Origin of the sequence: Roseovarius tolerans (genome assembly GCF_028885395.1) — a bacterium.
Lineage (GTDB): Bacteria > Pseudomonadota > Alphaproteobacteria > Rhodobacterales > Rhodobacteraceae > Roseovarius > Roseovarius tolerans.
In genome coordinates, this window is record NZ_CP118494.1 from 1,237,933 (window position 1) to 1,252,760 (window position 14,828).

Annotated in this window: 17 protein-coding genes; 10 read left to right on the forward strand and 7 right to left on the reverse strand. The window is 64.1% G+C overall.

Translation table 11 applies throughout. The annotated features are described in order from the left end of the window. The first annotated feature begins 7 nt into the window (after positions 1–7). Complete coding sequence (gene rpmG, locus PVU19_RS06060; protein ID WP_007799108.1) at positions 8–175, forward strand: 50S ribosomal protein L33; 168 nt, start codon at positions 8–10, stop codon at positions 173–175. Positions 176–444: 269 nt separating this feature from the next. Here rpmG and PVU19_RS06065 read toward each other — a convergent pair whose 3' ends face one another. Both PVU19_RS06065 and PVU19_RS06070 read right to left on the reverse strand, forming a co-directional pair. Beyond that, positions 445–1,224 (reverse strand): Bax inhibitor-1/YccA family protein, encoded by a 780-nt coding sequence (locus PVU19_RS06065; protein ID WP_050661099.1) that lies wholly within the window; start codon positions 1,222–1,224, stop codon positions 445–447. Between the two features lie 141 nt (positions 1,225–1,365). Further along, complete coding sequence (locus PVU19_RS06070) at positions 1,366–1,560, reverse strand: DUF1127 domain-containing protein (RefSeq protein ID WP_050661160.1); 195 nt, start codon at positions 1,558–1,560, stop codon at positions 1,366–1,368. A gap of 123 nt (positions 1,561–1,683) precedes the next feature. On the opposite strand from PVU19_RS06070, the gene PVU19_RS06075 reads away from it, so the two are divergent. Further along, a complete protein-coding gene (locus tag PVU19_RS06075; protein WP_050661100.1) occupies positions 1,684–2,559 on the forward strand; it encodes a LysR family transcriptional regulator in 876 nt (291 codons plus the stop codon). Here PVU19_RS06075 and PVU19_RS06080 read toward each other — a convergent pair. Next, a complete protein-coding gene (locus PVU19_RS06080; protein WP_050661101.1) occupies positions 2,540–3,508 on the reverse strand; it encodes an NADPH:quinone oxidoreductase family protein in 969 nt (322 codons plus the stop codon). The genes PVU19_RS06075 and PVU19_RS06080 overlap by 20 nt on opposite strands. A gap of 313 nt (positions 3,509–3,821) precedes the next feature. Between PVU19_RS06080 and PVU19_RS06085 the strand changes: the two genes are divergently transcribed. The 3 genes from PVU19_RS06085 to PVU19_RS06095 all read left to right on the forward strand — a co-directional run bounded on the left by PVU19_RS06085 (position 3,822) and on the right by PVU19_RS06095 (position 6,459). Further along, on the forward strand, positions 3,822–4,190 hold the full coding sequence (locus PVU19_RS06085) for a helix-turn-helix domain-containing protein (protein WP_050661102.1): 369 nt from the start codon (positions 3,822–3,824) through the stop codon (positions 4,188–4,190). A gap of 52 nt (positions 4,191–4,242) precedes the next feature. Continuing rightward, positions 4,243–5,034 (forward strand): inositol monophosphatase family protein, encoded by a 792-nt coding sequence (locus tag PVU19_RS06090; RefSeq protein ID WP_050661103.1) that lies wholly within the window; start codon positions 4,243–4,245, stop codon positions 5,032–5,034. Between the two features lie 84 nt (positions 5,035–5,118). Beyond that, a complete protein-coding gene (locus PVU19_RS06095) occupies positions 5,119–6,459 on the forward strand; it encodes an 8-oxoguanine deaminase (RefSeq protein WP_050661104.1) in 1,341 nt (446 codons plus the stop codon). Between the two features lie 2 nt (positions 6,460–6,461). Here the strand turns inward: PVU19_RS06095 and PVU19_RS06100 are convergent, their stop codons facing one another. Together PVU19_RS06100 and guaD are read right to left on the reverse strand one after the other, a co-directional pair. Further along, on the reverse strand, positions 6,462–6,704 hold the full coding sequence (locus PVU19_RS06100) for a hypothetical protein (protein ID WP_050661105.1): 243 nt from the start codon (positions 6,702–6,704) through the stop codon (positions 6,462–6,464). Between the two features lie 68 nt (positions 6,705–6,772). Then, positions 6,773–8,056, reverse strand: coding sequence for a guanine deaminase (gene guaD / locus PVU19_RS06105; RefSeq protein WP_050661106.1), 1,284 nt, complete (start codon positions 8,054–8,056; stop codon positions 6,773–6,775). A gap of 146 nt (positions 8,057–8,202) precedes the next feature. Here guaD and mgtE point away from each other — a divergent pair, with 146 nt between their 5' ends. From mgtE to PVU19_RS06130, 5 genes are all read left to right on the forward strand, one after another. Continuing rightward, positions 8,203–9,588: a magnesium transporter gene (gene mgtE, locus PVU19_RS06110; protein ID WP_050661107.1), complete on the forward strand. Its 1,386-nt coding sequence runs from the start codon at positions 8,203–8,205 to the stop codon at positions 9,586–9,588. Between the two features lie 7 nt (positions 9,589–9,595). Then, complete coding sequence (locus tag PVU19_RS06115) at positions 9,596–10,153, forward strand: 5-formyltetrahydrofolate cyclo-ligase (protein ID WP_050661161.1); 558 nt, start codon at positions 9,596–9,598, stop codon at positions 10,151–10,153. Positions 10,154–10,168: 15 nt separating this feature from the next. Then, the gene (locus tag PVU19_RS06120) at positions 10,169–10,639 is read left to right on the forward strand and encodes an OsmC family protein (protein WP_050661108.1); all 471 of its coding nucleotides are present in this window, start codon (positions 10,169–10,171) and stop codon (positions 10,637–10,639) included. A 78-nt stretch (positions 10,640–10,717) separates the two neighbouring features. Then, positions 10,718–11,533, forward strand: a complete 816-nt coding sequence (locus tag PVU19_RS06125) for a TIGR00282 family metallophosphoesterase (RefSeq protein WP_050661109.1) — start codon at positions 10,718–10,720, stop codon at positions 11,531–11,533. Between the two features lie 4 nt (positions 11,534–11,537). Next, positions 11,538–12,467, forward strand: a complete 930-nt coding sequence (locus PVU19_RS06130; RefSeq protein ID WP_050661110.1) for a DMT family transporter — start codon at positions 11,538–11,540, stop codon at positions 12,465–12,467. On the opposite strand, the gene bchJ is transcribed toward PVU19_RS06130, so the two are convergent. Both bchJ and bchE read right to left on the reverse strand, forming a co-directional pair. Beyond that, a complete protein-coding gene (bchJ, locus tag PVU19_RS06135) occupies positions 12,456–13,049 on the reverse strand; it encodes a bacteriochlorophyll 4-vinyl reductase (RefSeq protein WP_050661111.1) in 594 nt (197 codons plus the stop codon). The genes PVU19_RS06130 and bchJ overlap by 12 nt on opposite strands. After that, positions 13,042–14,703 (reverse strand): magnesium-protoporphyrin IX monomethyl ester anaerobic oxidative cyclase, encoded by a 1,662-nt coding sequence (bchE, locus tag PVU19_RS06140; protein ID WP_050661112.1) that lies wholly within the window; start codon positions 14,701–14,703, stop codon positions 13,042–13,044. Before bchE ends, bchJ begins: the two co-directional genes overlap by 8 nt. Positions 14,704–14,828: the final 125 nt, after the last annotated feature.

The following is a 14,828-nucleotide window of genomic DNA, read 5'->3' on the forward strand; positions in this document are numbered from 1 at the left end:
ATAAACAATGGCGAAGCCGACGACCATCAAGATCCGTCTGAACTCGACCGCGGGCACGGGCCATTTCTACGTGACCAAGAAAAACGCACGCACGATGACCGAAAAGATGACCGTGCGTAAGTACGATCCCGTGGTGCGCAAGCATGTCGAATACAAGGAAGGCAAGATCAAGTAAGATCGCCGTCCAGTCGATACCGCAAGAGCCGTGCCTTCGGGCGCGGCTTTTTCATTTGCACGGCCTGGTTTCTTCCCGTTTCTTTTTGGTCGAAATACTCCGGGGGTTTGGGGGCTGGCCCCCAAGTGGAAATGAGTTTGGGGGCTGGCCCCCAATTTGCCATGCGTTTGGGGGCTGGCCCCAAAGCCGCGCACCGCGCCTGCAGATGGGCCACGAAAAAGGGCCGGTCGCGTTGACCGGCCCTTTCCATCTCTTGAATGGCGTGTTCGCTATTCCTGTTGCCCCATGAACATGAGCAGGAACTGGAACATGTTCAGGAAGCTGATGTAGAGGTTCAGCGCGCCGTCATAGGCGGCCTTGTCCAGCCAGTCCTGATCGCCCTGCGCGGCATGCGCCACATAGGTGTTCTTGATCTCCTGCGTGTAGAACGCGGTCAGGCCTGCGAAGATCAGGACACCGATCGCCGAGATGGCGAACATCATCGCGGGCGACTGCAGGAAGATGTTGATGACCATCGCCACCAGCAGACCGATCACGCCCATGATGAGGAAGCTGCCCCAGCCCGAGATGTCCTTCTTGGTGGTGTAGCCCCAGAGCGACAGACCGGCGAAGGAGATTGCCGTCACGATAAAGGTCTGCGCGATCGAGAAGCTGGTGAACACCAGGAAGATCGAGCTGAGCGAAATGCCGATCAGCGCCGCGAAGGCGAAGAAGCCAAGCTGCACGCCCGCTGCCGGTGCCCGGCGCAGCAATGCGCCCCAGCCGAGGAAGATGAAGGCTAGCGGTGCCAGCATGACCACCCAGCGCAGCGGCGACAGGTAAAGAGTAGCGCCCAGACTTGTGAGCATCTTGCCGTTGCCCATCTGTGCGGCGGCGGCCGACGGGTCGGTCGTGACGGCGAGCCCTGCGATTGCCCACGCTGCGAGCGCGGTGATGAGCATGCCCACGGACATCGTGCCGTAGACCTTGTTCATGTGCGCGCGCAGGCCCGCGTCAATCTGGGCGGTGCGTGTGCCCGTCGCCGTCCGGATCGTGTTGAACTCAGCCATATATACCTCCGATATGTGAATGGCGGCCTCGGTATTGAGGCTTTGCCATTAATATCGGAGAGCAGGCACCCGTTTTCAAGTTTTTCCGACAGTTTTTGACATGTTTCGCCCGGCACGCTTCAGATGCCGGGCAAATCAGGGTCAGGGAAGGTCCCAGAACGGCCGCGTCGCCTCGCGCAGCGCCTCGCGCCGGGTGATCCCCAGATCGGCAAGCGCGGTGTCGTCCAGGTGCAACAGGGCGCGCCGCTGACGGAAGACATCGAGCATCAGGCCAAGCGTGATACGCTGCGGCCGGCAGGTGCGGTGCAGAGCGGGGGCGTCGATGTGGAACGTCATGGCGTTTCCTTTCCTTTTGGTGATGATTTCATGGCTATTCATTTTTCATGTTGATCTTTTGCCTCAACTGCTTCAATTTTGGAAATGAATGTTTGTCAGGAATTGCATCACGAGGGTTGATGAATGAGAAATCTGGATATCACCACGTTGCGGGCCCTTGTGGCCGTGACCGATCATGGCGGCGTGACGCGGGCGGCGGCGATGCTCAACCTCACGCAATCCGCCGTGTCGATGCAGATCAAGCGGCTGGAGGAGATGCTGGGCCTGGCGCTCTTCGATCGCGGCAACCGGCGGGTGTCGCTCACCGCGTCGGGCGAACAGCTGGTGCGCTACGCGCGCCGCATCCTCGCGCTGAATGACGAGGCGGTCGGGCGGCTGACCGAAGATCTCTACGAGGGCGAGCTGCGCCTCGGCGTGCCGCATGACATCGTCTACCCGGTGGTGCCGCGCGTGCTCAAGCAGTTCAACGCCGCCTTTCCGCGCGTCAATGTGCATCTGCGCTCGTCGAGCACCGTCAAGCTGCGCGAGGAATTCGCGCGCGGCGAGGTGGATCTGATCCTGACCACCGAAGAGGGCGTCGACGATGGCGGCGAGACGCTGACCGAAATGGCGTTGCGCTGGACCGGCGCGCCGGGCGGCACATCGTGGAAACGCCGCCCGTTGCGGCTCGCGTTCTGCACCAACTGCATCTTTCGCCCGATCGTCCTGCGCAAGCTGGAGCAGGCAGGCATCGACTGGGAGATGGCCGTGCTCTCCGAGGATGACCGCGCGGTCGAGGCGTTGGTCAGCGCCGATCTCGCCGTGGGCGCGCTACTCGAGGACAGCATCCCCCCGCATCAGGAGGCGATCGAGCCGGGCACCGCGTTGCCCGATCTTGGCGTGCAAAAGATCAATCTCTACGCCCGCCCCGGAGGCGACGCCTTGCTTGATCCGCTGTCGGACATGTTGCGGCAGGGGTTTTTCGCACAGCCCGCGCCGGTCAGCCTGCGGATGGCGTGACCACGACCTTCCCGGTCGAGCGGCGGCTGCGCAGCAATTCAAGCGCCTCGTCCGCGCGTTCGAGCGGCAGCACGTGGCTGACATGGGGCTTGAGTCGCCCCTCCTCATACCACCGCAAGAGTGTGCGCAGGCTGTCGGTCACCACCTCGGGGCGGAATTTCAGATATCCCCCCCAATAAAGGCCCATGACGCTCAGGTTCTTGACCAGCAGATGATTGGCCGGGATCTGCGGCACGTCACCGCTGGCAAATCCGATGCTTAGAATCCGGCCCTCGGGATTGCAGGCGCGCATCGCCGCCCTGAACTGATCGCCGCCCACCGGATCATAGACCACATCGACACCGCCCAATGCCTTGCAGACGACACGGATATCCTCGGTGCTGGCGTCGATGAGGTGATCCGCCCCCGCCTTGCGCGCTACCTCCAGCTTGTCGGCCCCGCGCGCACAGGCGATCACCCGTGCCCCCATCAGCTTGCCGATCTCCACCGCCGTCAGGCCGACGCCCCCCGCCGCGCCAAGAACGAGCAGTGTTTCGCCGGGCTTCAGCCGTGCCGTGTGATCAAGCGCAACATGGCTCGTGCCATAGGCGATCTGAAACGCCGCGGCCTCGGTGAACCCCATCGAATCGGGTAAAATGACGGCCCTGTCGGCTGGAAAACAGCCGTGTTCGGCCAATCCGCCCTGTCCCCCGAAAACCGCGACCCGCGCACCGACGGGGGGGCCTGATGTACCGGGGCCAAGCGCCTCGACCACGCCCGCCACCTCCATGCCAAGGGTAAAGGGCGGCGCGGGCGTGTCCTGATACTCGCCCTTGATCATCAGCAGATCGGCAAAGTTGAGCCCGCAGGCGGCAATCGACAGGGACAATTCGCCGACCCCCGGCGCGGGCGCGTCGATGTCGTGAATGGACGGGGCGATGTCCGGGGCGGGGATATGGTAGGCGCGCATGGAAATCCTGCCGTTAGGGTCGCGCAGATGCTAGCGCGGGCAGGCAGCGAACTGCAATTCGATTCGCCCCTGGCGTCCGCCATGCGGTGCGCTCACCGATCGGTGGGCCTCGCAGAGCCTATCCAAAAGGGGTAGTCGCCCGCTTAGATTGAGTGTCTTAAGTATATGGCACGTTATCGGCTAGCGATAATTCTTGTGTTTCAAGGCCAAGTTGCTACTTTGCGAAATGCGCTGCTGGGATGCGTGGCGTGTGGTTGAGGATGGTAAGGCCACCCTTGGGGTCCCAAATATAGTTAAGTGAGAGGAATATGGAATGGCGCACCTGGTAGATGTGCATGTCGGAAAACGCATTCGTCATCGTCGATGGCTTGTCGGGATGACACAACAACAATTGGCCGAAGCGGTCGGAATCAAATTTCAGCAGATTCAAAAATATGAAACAGGGGCCAACCGCGTCAGCGCATCGCGCCTTTGGGATATCGCCGAGGCGCTGGATGTCGATATCAGCTTCTTCTTTGAAGGCCTTGGAAAAGAAGAAGAAGTGACAAAGCCGGGCAATCTCCCGGTGGACATCATCGGGGACAAGGAAGCCTTGGATCTGGTGCGCTCCTACTATGCGATTCCGGAAAATCAACGCCGGCGTCTGTTCGACCTGGCACGCGTGCTGAGCGAGGTGGCTTGAGCCACCGCGCCCCGCGCGCTAAGCCCTCCCTCAGGTTTGATCGAGGGTGGGCATGAATATCGAAGATCTCAGGAAAACCGCCCACGCGGTCGCAGATGCGGCACGTGAGGCGGTTTTGCCGTTTTTTCGCAGCGCCGGGCTGACGGCGGATAACAAGCTGTCTGACGGGGCGTTCGACCCCGTGACCGAAGGCGACCGCGCGACGGAGCGCGCGATGCGCGACGTGTTGGCGCAACGACGGCCAGAGGATGCCATTCTGGGCGAGGAATACGGCACGCAGGACGGCACGAGCGGCCTGACATGGGTGCTCGACCCGATTGACGGGACGCGGGCCTTTCTGTCCGGAGCGCCGACATGGGGCGTGCTGATTGCGGTCGCGGATGAAAACGGCCCCATTTATGGTATCATTGACCAGCCCTATATCGGTGAGCGCTTCGAGGGTGGCTTGGGCCATGCGGCGATGAGCGGGCCACAGGGGCAGCGCGATTTGCGGGTGATCGGGGATCGCCCCTTGTCCGAGTCGATCCTGTTCACGACCTTTCCCGAGGTTGGATCCGCGGCCGAGGGTGCCGCCTTTGCCGAGGTGTCACGCCAGGTGAAGCTCACCCGCTATGGCCTTGACTGTTATGCCTATTCTCTCGTCGCCGCTGGCCAGATCGACCTCGTGATCGAGGCGGGACTGGCCGCCTATGATATTCAGGCCCCGATCGCGGTGATCGAGGCGGCAGGCGGGATCGTGACCGACTGGCAGGGTGGCCCCGTGCATGCGGGCGGACGCGCCGTGGCGGCCGGTGGACGAGAGCAGCACGCGGCGGCGCTTGAAGTCCTGTCACGGATCGCCTAGCGACTGCTTGCGCGGTTCTGGCCCCTTTCCGCCGTGCATTCGCGTCCAGAGGGGGTGAGGACGCACGCGTAAGGAGAGGTTTTCATGAAAGAATACCTGATTCAGGATGCGGATCATCTGTTGACCATGGATGACGCACGCCAAGAGCTGCAGGGCGCGGATATCCTGATCCGCGATGGCGTGATCGTGCAGGTCGGGCATGGGCTGGAAACGTCGGGCGAGGTGATCCGGGCCACCGGTTGCGTGGTCACGCCGGGGCTGGTGAACACCCATCACCATTTATACCAGACACTGACCCGGGCCGTGCCGGGCGGGCAGGATGCGCTGTTGTTTGGTTGGCTCAAGACGCTCTACCCGATCTGGGCACGGTTCGGACCCGAGGAAATGCGCGTCTCAGCGATGGTCGGACTGGCGGAACTTGCGCTTTCAGGATGCTCGCTAAGCTCTGATCACCTCTACCTTTTTCCAAATGGCGCGCGGCTTGACGATACCATCGAGGCGGCGGTTGAACTGGGGCTGCGGTTTCACCCCACCCGTGGCGCGATGAGCATCGGGGAAAGCGCCGGAGGCTTGCCACCGGACGCGTTGGTGGAAGATGAGAAATACATCATAAGCGATTGTATTCGCGTCATAGATCGCTTTCACGACCAAAGAGAGGGGTCGATGTGCAGGGTGGGCGTCGCCCCGTGCTCGCCCTTCTCAGTCAGCCGTGACCTGATGCGAGAATCTGCTAATCTCGCCCGTAATCAAGGGGTTATGATGCATACCCACCTAGCTGAAAATGCCGAAGACGTGGCTTATTCGCTGGAAAAGTTCGGCTGTCGCCCGGGGCAATATGCCGAGGATCTGGGCTGGACCGGCCCGGATGTCTGGCACGCGCATTGCGTCAAGCTCGATGGCCAGGAGATTGAATTATTTGCAAAAACGAGAACCGGCATTGCCCATTGCCCGTGCTCCAACTGTCGGTTGGGGTCGGGGATCGCACCGGTACGTGAGATGCGGGATCGGGGTGTTCGGGTCGGATTGGGTGTCGATGGCTCGGCGAGCAATGATTCGGGCAACCTGATCGGCGAGGCGCGGCAGGCGATGCTGTTGCAGCGGGTGTCGCGCGGGGCCGACGCGATGAGTGCGCGCGAGGCGCTGGAGATCGCGACGCGCGGCGGTGCAGAGGTTCTGGGGCGTGAAGATTGCGGCCAGATCTCAGAAGGAATGCGCGCAGATATCGCGATCTGGGACGTGAGCGGCATCGAAAGCGCAGGCAGTTGGGACCCCGCCGCGCTGGTGCTGGCGGGGCCGCAAAAGGTGCGCGATCTCTTCGTCGAGGGCCGTCAGCTGGTGCGCGACGGGCATCTCATCACGCTCGATCTGCCGCAGGTGATCGCGCAGCAGACCCGGCTGGCGCGGCACCTGGCGGAACGGCTGTAGCCTCAGCCGAAGATGCGCGGCTTGAGTTTCAGGATCGTCTCGCCCATCTCGGCGCTGATCCGGTGCGCGGCGGCCAGCGCCTCCTGATGCGCACCATAACCGGTGGCGACGGCGGCCTCGATTGTGGCGCTCTGGATAAGGCTGGCGACGAGGTCGGGATGGTCGCGGGCATAGCCCTCGCCGAACTGCGCGTCTATGGCCTGAACCGCGTCGGCGAGATGGCGGGCGGGGGTGCTGTCGGTCATTGCGGGCTCCTGTCACTGTCCGCAGCAAGAGATAGGGCGGCGGTCCCGATTGTCTGCCTGTCGCAGGATCAGACCGCGCGCCCGGCGACCCAGACCTGCGCGACCGCGCGATCATCACCCATCATGATCGTCGGAAAGAGCGCCTCCCATATATCCTCCGCACGCCCCGCGCGTTGGGCGATGGCCGGGGTCGAGGCGAGATCGAGCGCCACCAGATCCGCTTCCATCCCCGGGGCGATCGTGCCGATGAGATCGCCCATATGCAGCGCCTGCGCCGACCCGGCGGTGCCAAGCCAGAGCAATTGCGCGGGATGCAGCGCCGTGCCGGTCAGTTGCCCGATTTCATAGGCCGCCGCCATGGTGCGCAGCATCGAAAAGGACGAACCTCCGCCGGTATCTGTGGCCAGCCCGACGCGCTGCCCCTCGGCCACACGGGCGGCCATGTCAAAGAGCCCTGAGCCGATGAAGGTGTTGGAGGTGGGGCAGTGGATCAGCGCCGCGCCCACCTCGCGCAGCCTGTCGCGCTCGCGCGGGGTGAGGTGAATCGCATGGCCATAGAGCCCCCGCGCGCCCAAAAGCCCGTGCGCCTCGTAGGTGTCGAGGTAATCCCGCGCCTCAGGGTAAAGCGCCTGAACCCACTCGATCTCGTCGGTCTGCTCGCTCAGATGGGTCTGCATCAGGCAATCGGGGTGTTCCGCCCAGAGATGGCCCAACGCACCCAGTTGTTCGGGCGAGGAGGTGGGCGAAAAGCGCGGGGTGATGGCGTAGGACAGCCGGTCCACCCCGTGCCAGCGGTCCAGCAGCGCGCGCGAGTCGTCATAGGCCGATTGCGCCGTGTCTCGCAGGCCGTCGGGCGCATTGCGATCCATGCAGGTCTTGCCCGCCACGGCGCGCAGCCCGCGCGCCTGCGCCGCCTCGAAAAACGCGGTCACGCTGGCGGGGTGGATGGTGCAATAGCTGGCGGTGGTGGTGGTGCCATGCGCCAGCGTCAGGTCGAGATAGCGCCCGGCGATCTCGGCGGCATAGGCGGGATCTGCAAAACGCATTTCCTCGGGAAAGGTGTAGGTATTGAGCCAGTCGATCAGCCGCTTGCCCCAACTGGCGATCATCGCGGTCTGCGGATAGTGGACATGCGCGTCGACAAAGCCCGCGGTGATCAGATGCGCGCCCATGTCGCGATGCCGGGCCTGCGGATAGGCGGCGCGCACCTCGGATACCGGGCCGAGGGCGGCGATATGACCACCCTCGATCACCAGCGCCTCGTGCAGGCGGGCGGATTGCGCCGGATCACCGTCAAACGGCGTCCGGTCAAAAGCCAGGATCTGGGCGGTAATTAGGGTCTGGTCGGTCATCGGGCACCTCTGAGGGCCTGTCTGGCGACGGGCTGTGCAGCGCCACGATACGCGCGGCAGAAGGCGGGGTAAATCATCCCAATGTCATTGTTTTTCGCGCGGCGCTTGAGTACTCCTGCGCCAAGGTGGCGTGACGGGAGGGCGAGATGGCAGAGCAGGAACAGGAGACGGAGCACGAGCGTGACGAGGACGGCTATCCGCTGAACAAGCAGGCCGTATCGCGCATCATGTATGCCGTTGATACCGATGACCGCGAGATGCTCTGGGCCGAGATGGAGCCGCTGCACCCCGCCGACATCGCCGACCTTCTGGAACAGAGCAACGCCTATGACCGGCGACGGCTGATCAAGCTCTATGGCGGGGAATTCGACGGCGACATCCTGTCGGAACTCGACGAGTCGATTCGCGAAGAGGTGATCGGCCTGCTGACGCCCGAAGTTCTGGCGGAGGCGGTGCGCGAACTCGATTCCGACGACGTGGTCGATCTGGTCGAGGATCTCGAGGACAAGCAGCAGGACGCAATCCTTGAGTATCTGGAAGACAGCGACCGTCTGGCGGTGCAGCAATCGCTGACCTACCCGGAATATTCCGCAGGCCGGTTGATGCAGCGCGAGGTGGTGATGGCGCCTGAGCATTGGACCGTGGGCGATGTCATCGACTTCATGCGCAATGCCGAGGACCTGCCAGAGCAGTTCTATCACATCATCCTGGTCGATCCGCGCCTGCATCCGGTGGGCAATGTGACGCTCGGCCGAATCATGGCGGCGCGGCGCGACGTGCCGCTCAAGGACATGGTGGAAGAGACGTTTCACGTCATCCCCGTCACCCAATACGAGGGCGACGTGGCCTATGCCTTCAACCAGTATCACCTGATTTCCGCGCCGGTCGTGGATGAGGAAGGACGGCTCGTAGGCGTCATCACCATCGACGACGCGATGATCGTTCTGGACGAAGAGCATGAAGAGGACATCATGCGCCTTGCCGGTGTCGGCGAGGGCGGGCTCAACGACAGCGTGATCGCGACGTCGAAACAGCGGGTGCCGTGGCTGGCGGTCAATCTGCTGACCGCGATTCTGGCCTCGCTGGTGATCGCGCAGTTCGAGGCGGCGATTGCGCAACTGGTCGCACTTGCGGTGCTGATGCCGATTGTGGCCTCGATGGGCGGCAATGCCGCGACGCAGTCGCTCACCGTGGCGGTGCGGGCGCTGGCGACCAAGGATTTGACCGGCTCGAACGTCTGGCGCGTGCTGATGCGCGAGGTGCTGGTGGGGCTGATCAACGGCGTGATCTTCGCCGTCACGATGGGGATCGTGGGGGTGATTTGGTTCGGCGGGCCGGAACTTGGCTACGTGATCGCCGCCGCAATGGTGATCAATCTGGTCGTTGCGGGGTTTGCCGGGGCGGGCATTCCTGTGGTCATGGATCGGCTGGGGGTGGACCCGGCGCTGGGCTCGGGCACGTTCGTGACCACGGTGACCGATGTGGTCGGGTTCTTCGCCTTCCTCGGGCTGGCGGCGGCGTTTTTGTTGTGAGCGAATGATGACCGATCTGGCAGAGATCAAGGCGGCGGCGCGCAAGGCCGCCTTTGCCCGGCGGGCGGCGGCGCACCGGGCGGATGCCGGGGCCGGGGCGGGCCTTTTGTCCGGTGTGCTGGCAGGCTATCGCGGCGTGCCCCTCGCGGGCTACATGCCGATCCGCTCCGAGATCGACCCCCTGCCGGCGATGGCCGAAGCCGCCGCACATGGCCCGGTCGCCGTTCCGGTGATCGCGGGCGCGGGCCTGCCGCTCGACTTTTCGCTGTGGGAGCCGGGCTGCACGCTGCGCGAGGGGCCGTTCGGCGCGATGGTGCCCGAGGTTGACCGCTTCATCGAACCGGAAATCCTGATCGTGCCGCTGGTGGCGTTTGACCGCGCGGGCGGGCGGCTCGGCTATGGCGGCGGCTTCTATGACCGCACGCTGGAGCGGTTGCGCAGCCGCCGCCCGACACTGGCCATCGGGTTCGCCTATGCCGCGCAAGAGGCCGACGCGTTGCCGCTGGAGCCGACCGATCAGCCGCTCGACATGCTGGTGACGGAAACCGAGGTGATCGCGTTCTGAACAGGAGTGGGGCCGATGGCCGAGCATGATTATACCGCCCGCGTCATCTGGACCGGCAACCGGGGCGAGGGGACGCGGCATTACAAGGGCTATGCCCGGACGTGGAACGTCGAGACACCGGGCAAGCCGGTGATTCACTGCTCGAATGATCCGCTCCTGGGCGGCGACCCGGCGCTGCACAATCCCGAGGACATGCTGATCGCCGCGCTGTCGGCCTGTCACATGCTGTGGTTCCTGCATCTGGCGAGCGATGCGGGTATCGTGGTGACGGGCTACGAGGATGACCCTCTGGCGGTGGGCGAGACCGATCCGCAGGGCGCAAGCCGCTTCCTCCGCGCCACCCTGCAGCCCCGGATCACCGTGGCCCCGGGCAGCGATCTCAAACAGGTCGATGCGCTGCATGCGCGGGTGCATGACTATTGCTTTATCGCGCGGTCGGTGAATTTCCCGGTCGACTACAAGGCGCGGTATCGCATCGCGACTTGAGTATTTGCGGCAAGATGAAGCGCAGGGCGGCATTGCATCCGCTTGCCCTTTGGCCCGCCTGCCCCTAACAGGGATGCCATGAAAATACTGTTTCTCGGTGATGTGATGGGGCGCGCGGGGCGCGCGGCGGTGGCGGACAAACTGCCCGGCCTGCGCGCGGCGTGGAAGCTCGATTTCGTGGTGGTCAATGGCGAGAACGCCTCGGGCGGGATGGGCCTTACGGGCGCGCATGCCAAGGGCCTGTTCGAGGCCGGGGCCGATTGCGTGACGCTCGGCGATCATGCGTTCGATCAAAAGGACATGCTGCAGGCGATCGAGCGCGACAGCCGCATAATCCGCCCGCTGAACTATTCCAAGGTGGCCCCGGGGCGCGGGCACCGTGTCTTTACCGACGGACGCGGGCGCAAGATCCTCGTGGCGCAGGTGCTGGGCAACGTCTTCATGCGCCGCGCCTTCGATGATCCGTTCTCGGCCATCGACGCCACACTGCGCACGCACCCCCTGGGCGGCGCGGTGCAGGCGGCGCTCGTTGATGTGCATTGCGAGGCGACCAGCGAAAAGATGGCGATGGGGCATTTCTGCGATGGCCGCGCCAGCCTCGTGGTGGGCACCCACACCCATATCCCCACCGCCGACACCCAGATCCTGCCCGGCGGCACCGGGTTTCAGGGCGATGCGGGCATGTGCGGCGATTACAATTCGGTCATCGGCATGGACAAGACCGAGCCGATGCGCCGCTTCGTGACCGGCATGGGCCGCGAACGCTTCACCCCCGCCATGGGGGCGGTCACGCTCTCGGGCGTTTATGTTGAGACCGACGACGCCACCGGCCGCGCCACGCGGATCGAGATGGTGCGGCAGGGCGGGCGGCTCACCCAATCCGGGCCGGAGTGAGGCAATGCGCGACCGCGCCCTGCTGACCGGCGTTCTGGTGCTGCTGGGGCTGGGCTGGGGCCTGTGCATCCCGCTGAGCAAGATCGCGGTAAGCGGCGGCTATCAGCCACTTGGGCTGATCTTCTGGCAGGTGCTGATCGTCGCCCTTTTCCTTGGCACGATCAATTTCCTGCGCCGCCGTGGCCTGCCCCTGTCGCGCGCCACCGGCGGCGGGCCGGTGATCTGGCGGACCTATCTGGTGATCGCCTGTCTCGGCGCGCTCCTGCCCGACGTGGCCTATTACCGCGCCGCACAGCACCTGCCTGCAGGGGTGTTGGCGATCCTGATTTCCAGCGTGCCGATGTTCGCCTTTCCGATTGCGCTGATGCTGGGCAATGACCGGTTTCAGGCGCTGCGCATCGCCGGGCTGCTGGCCGGTATGGCGGGAATATTCCTGCTGATCGGACCCGAGGCGAGCCTGCCCGACGCGGCCATGGCGGCCTTCATCCCGCTCGCGCTGATCGCGCCGCTTTGCTATGCGAGCGAGGTCAATTACGTGGCCCGCTGGGGCACGGCGGGGCTCGATCCGATTCAGGCGCTGACCGGGGCCTCGATCGTGGCGGCGCTGATCGCCTTGCCGCTGGCGGTGCTGTCGGGGCAATGGATCGACCCGCGCCCGCCCTGGGGGCTGGCGGATGCCGCCCTCCTCGCCAATGCGGTGGTGCATGCGCTGGTCTATGCGGGCTATGTGTGGCTGACCGGACGGGCGGGGTCGGTCTTTGCCGCGCAGGCGTCCTATCTGGTCACGCTCTTTGGCATGCTATGGTCGATGGGCCTGCTGTCAGAGCGCTATTCGGGCTATGTCTGGGCCGCCCTTGGCCTGATGATCCTCGGTCTTGCGCTGGTGCAGCCACGCCCGCGCCTGCCCCCGGCACAGACCCCCTCAGCGCCATGACACCGCAAAGCGGCAGGCGGCGGCACCGGTGGCGCAGCAGGTGGTTTCGACAACCTTGGAGTGGCGGTGGACAAGCCGGGTGAAAAGCCGCTCGAAACACGCCGCATGCCAGTGGCAGACCGGCATGGCACTCTCGCCCACTTGCGGGATCGGGTTGTTCTCAAGGGTGAATATCACCGGGTCACGGCCCTCCGCCGACAACTGACCGCTGCCGCAGAAGGTCCAGCCGTGGGCCAAGATCGCACGCGTGAGAAGCGGCGCGGCGAGGGATGCGGGCAGGGCGCGCAATAGGGTTTGCGCGGCGCGCGGGATGCGATTGGCAAGGATATAGTCGCCGGTGGCCGTGCCTGCGGCAGTCGCGATCCGCTCTGCGGTCTCGGGATGATCGCGGCGCAGGGCACGGTGCAGCGCGGCGACCGGGCGCTCGTCGATCATCGCATCCGCATCAGGCAGCGGATCAAAGCCAAGCGGCGCAAAAAGCGCGCGGCGCGCCGCCTCGCCCACCATCCGATCCATTTCCGGGGCGAGTTGCAGCACCGCGTTGGGACCAATCCGCGCCGCGATATGGCCGCCGTCAGGCATCCATCTGCTCGGTGCTTCCACCGCAGGCGCGCACCTCGGCCCCGTTGGGCATCTTGAAGCCTTGGCTGCGCTCAACCGCGCGATCCTTCATCTGTGCGCGCACCGCCTCGCGGCGCTCTGCCGCCCGTGCGGCACGGTCGGCGCTGGCCTCCCAATCCTCCATCTGCGCCTCAGCGATGGTGCGGGTCTCATCAAAATCGAAACTGACCTTGTTCTTGGTCTGCGGGCCCCAGTATCCGGCCTTGCCCAGATCATAGAAGGTGCGGGCGAACCCGGCCTTGAGAAACGCCTTGAGACAGCCCAGCAGGTAACGCCGCCGATAGCCTGTGCCGCGCCACGGGTAGTGAAACAGCGCCTTGCGCATGTAGAAGCGGCGGTAGTTCTTCATCACCCCGTCCAGCAACTCGCCGCGCGTCATGGTGGCGGGCTTCATGATCGGCGTGACGAAATTGTATTTCGAGAAATCGAAGATCTCGACCTGATCGCGCAACTCCTGAAAGAGCGGCGTGAACGGCCAGGGCGTATACATCGCCCAGTTTGCCAAATCCGGCTGCCAGTCCCACGCCATCTGAAAGGTTTCCTCCAGCGTTTCGGGGGTCTCGTTGTCGAGGCCGACAATGAACTGCGCCTCGGTGAAGATATCGGCCTCGCGCAGCAGGCGGATCGCCTCCTTGTTCTCCTCGACCTTGGTTTCCTTGTTGAACTGGTCGAGTTTCAATTGCGCCGCCGCCTCGGTGCCAAGGCTCACATGCACCAGCCCCGCCTTGCGGTAAAAGGCCAGCAGATCGCGGTCGCGGTAGATATCCGTCACGCGGGTGTTGATGCCCCATTGCACGCGGGCGGGCAGGTCGCGCTTGATCAATTCCTCGCAGAACTGGACGAATTTCTTCTTGTTGATGGTGGGTTCCTCGTCGGCGAGGATGAAAAACCCGACGCCGTGGTTGTTCACCAGGTTCTCGATCTCGTCGACCACCTTCTTGGGGTCGCGCACGCGGTAGTCGCGCCAGAATTTCCATTGACTGCAGAACGAGCAGGTGAACGGACAGCCGCGCGCCATGTTGGGGATCGCGACGCGCTTGCCCAAGGGCACGTAGATGTATTTCTCCCATTCCAGCAGCGACCAGTCGGGATTGATCGAATCGAGATCCTTGACCGTCGCCGCCGCAGGCGTGGCCTTGATCGTGTCGCCGTCGAGATAGGCCAGCCCCTTGATCGCGCCACGCGCGGCGGGCCATTCGCCCTGATCCACGGCGCGGATGAGGTTGAGAAAGATTTCCTCACCCTCGCCGCGCACGATCACATCGACCCAAGGGGCCTCGGAAAACACCTGCTTGTACATGAAGGTGGCATGCACGCCGCCCAAGACACGGAGCGCGTCCGGCACTTCCTCCTGTGCGAGTTTGAGAATGTTTTCGGCCACGTAGATCGACGGTGTGATGGCGGTGACGCCGATCACATCGGGCTGCAAGTCGCGCAGGCGGGCGCGCAGGGTGTCGTCGTCGATATGGTTGGTCATGGCGTCGATGAACTGCACATCGTCATACCCTGCATCGCGCAGGTGGCCCGCCAGATAGGCGACCCAGGCGGGTGGCCAGCTTCCGGCGATCTCGGCGCCACCGGAGTGATAGTTGGGGTGAATGAGCACGATGCGCATGGTGGTATCTCCCTGTCCTGTCAACTCAGGCTACCAGATGAGGTGTCCAGTTTAGTTGACATATATCAAACCGACGCAATACCGACGCGATACCGACATGATACAGCCCCCCTTTTGGGCCGTGC

Excerpts from the sequence above, each read along its gene's own strand:
- PVU19_RS06085 (WP_050661102.1), top strand. The coding sequence starts at position 3,822 with ATGGCGCACCTGGTAGATGTGCATGTCGGAAAACGCATTCGTCATCGT.
- PVU19_RS06065 (WP_050661099.1), bottom strand. The coding sequence starts at position 1,224 with ATGGCTGAGTTCAACACGATCCGGACGGCGACGGGCACACGCACCGCC.
- PVU19_RS06125 (WP_050661109.1), top strand. The coding sequence starts at position 10,718 with ATGAAAATACTGTTTCTCGGTGATGTGATGGGGCGCGCGGGGCGCGCG.
- PVU19_RS06120 (WP_050661108.1), top strand. The coding sequence starts at position 10,169 with ATGGCCGAGCATGATTATACCGCCCGCGTCATCTGGACCGGCAACCGG.
- bchE (WP_050661112.1), bottom strand. The coding sequence starts at position 14,703 with ATGCGCATCGTGCTCATTCACCCCAACTATCACTCCGGTGGCGCCGAG.
- PVU19_RS06090 (WP_050661103.1), top strand. The coding sequence starts at position 4,243 with ATGAATATCGAAGATCTCAGGAAAACCGCCCACGCGGTCGCAGATGCG.
- bchJ (WP_050661111.1), bottom strand. The coding sequence starts at position 13,049 with ATGCCTGACGGCGGCCATATCGCGGCGCGGATTGGTCCCAACGCGGTG.
- PVU19_RS06080 (WP_050661101.1), bottom strand. The coding sequence starts at position 3,508 with ATGCGCGCCTACCATATCCCCGCCCCGGACATCGCCCCGTCCATTCAC.
- guaD (WP_050661106.1), bottom strand. The coding sequence starts at position 8,056 with ATGACCGACCAGACCCTAATTACCGCCCAGATCCTGGCTTTTGACCGG.
- rpmG (WP_007799108.1), top strand. The coding sequence starts at position 8 with ATGGCGAAGCCGACGACCATCAAGATCCGTCTGAACTCGACCGCGGGC.
- PVU19_RS06070 (WP_050661160.1), bottom strand. The coding sequence starts at position 1,560 with ATGACGTTCCACATCGACGCCCCCGCTCTGCACCGCACCTGCCGGCCG.
- mgtE (WP_050661107.1), top strand. The coding sequence starts at position 8,203 with ATGGCAGAGCAGGAACAGGAGACGGAGCACGAGCGTGACGAGGACGGC.
- PVU19_RS06100 (WP_050661105.1), bottom strand. The coding sequence starts at position 6,704 with ATGACCGACAGCACCCCCGCCCGCCATCTCGCCGACGCGGTTCAGGCC.
- PVU19_RS06075 (WP_050661100.1), top strand. The coding sequence starts at position 1,684 with ATGAGAAATCTGGATATCACCACGTTGCGGGCCCTTGTGGCCGTGACC.
- PVU19_RS06115 (WP_050661161.1), top strand. The coding sequence starts at position 9,596 with ATGACCGATCTGGCAGAGATCAAGGCGGCGGCGCGCAAGGCCGCCTTT.
- PVU19_RS06130 (WP_050661110.1), top strand. The coding sequence starts at position 11,538 with ATGCGCGACCGCGCCCTGCTGACCGGCGTTCTGGTGCTGCTGGGGCTG.
- PVU19_RS06095 (WP_050661104.1), top strand. The coding sequence starts at position 5,119 with ATGAAAGAATACCTGATTCAGGATGCGGATCATCTGTTGACCATGGAT.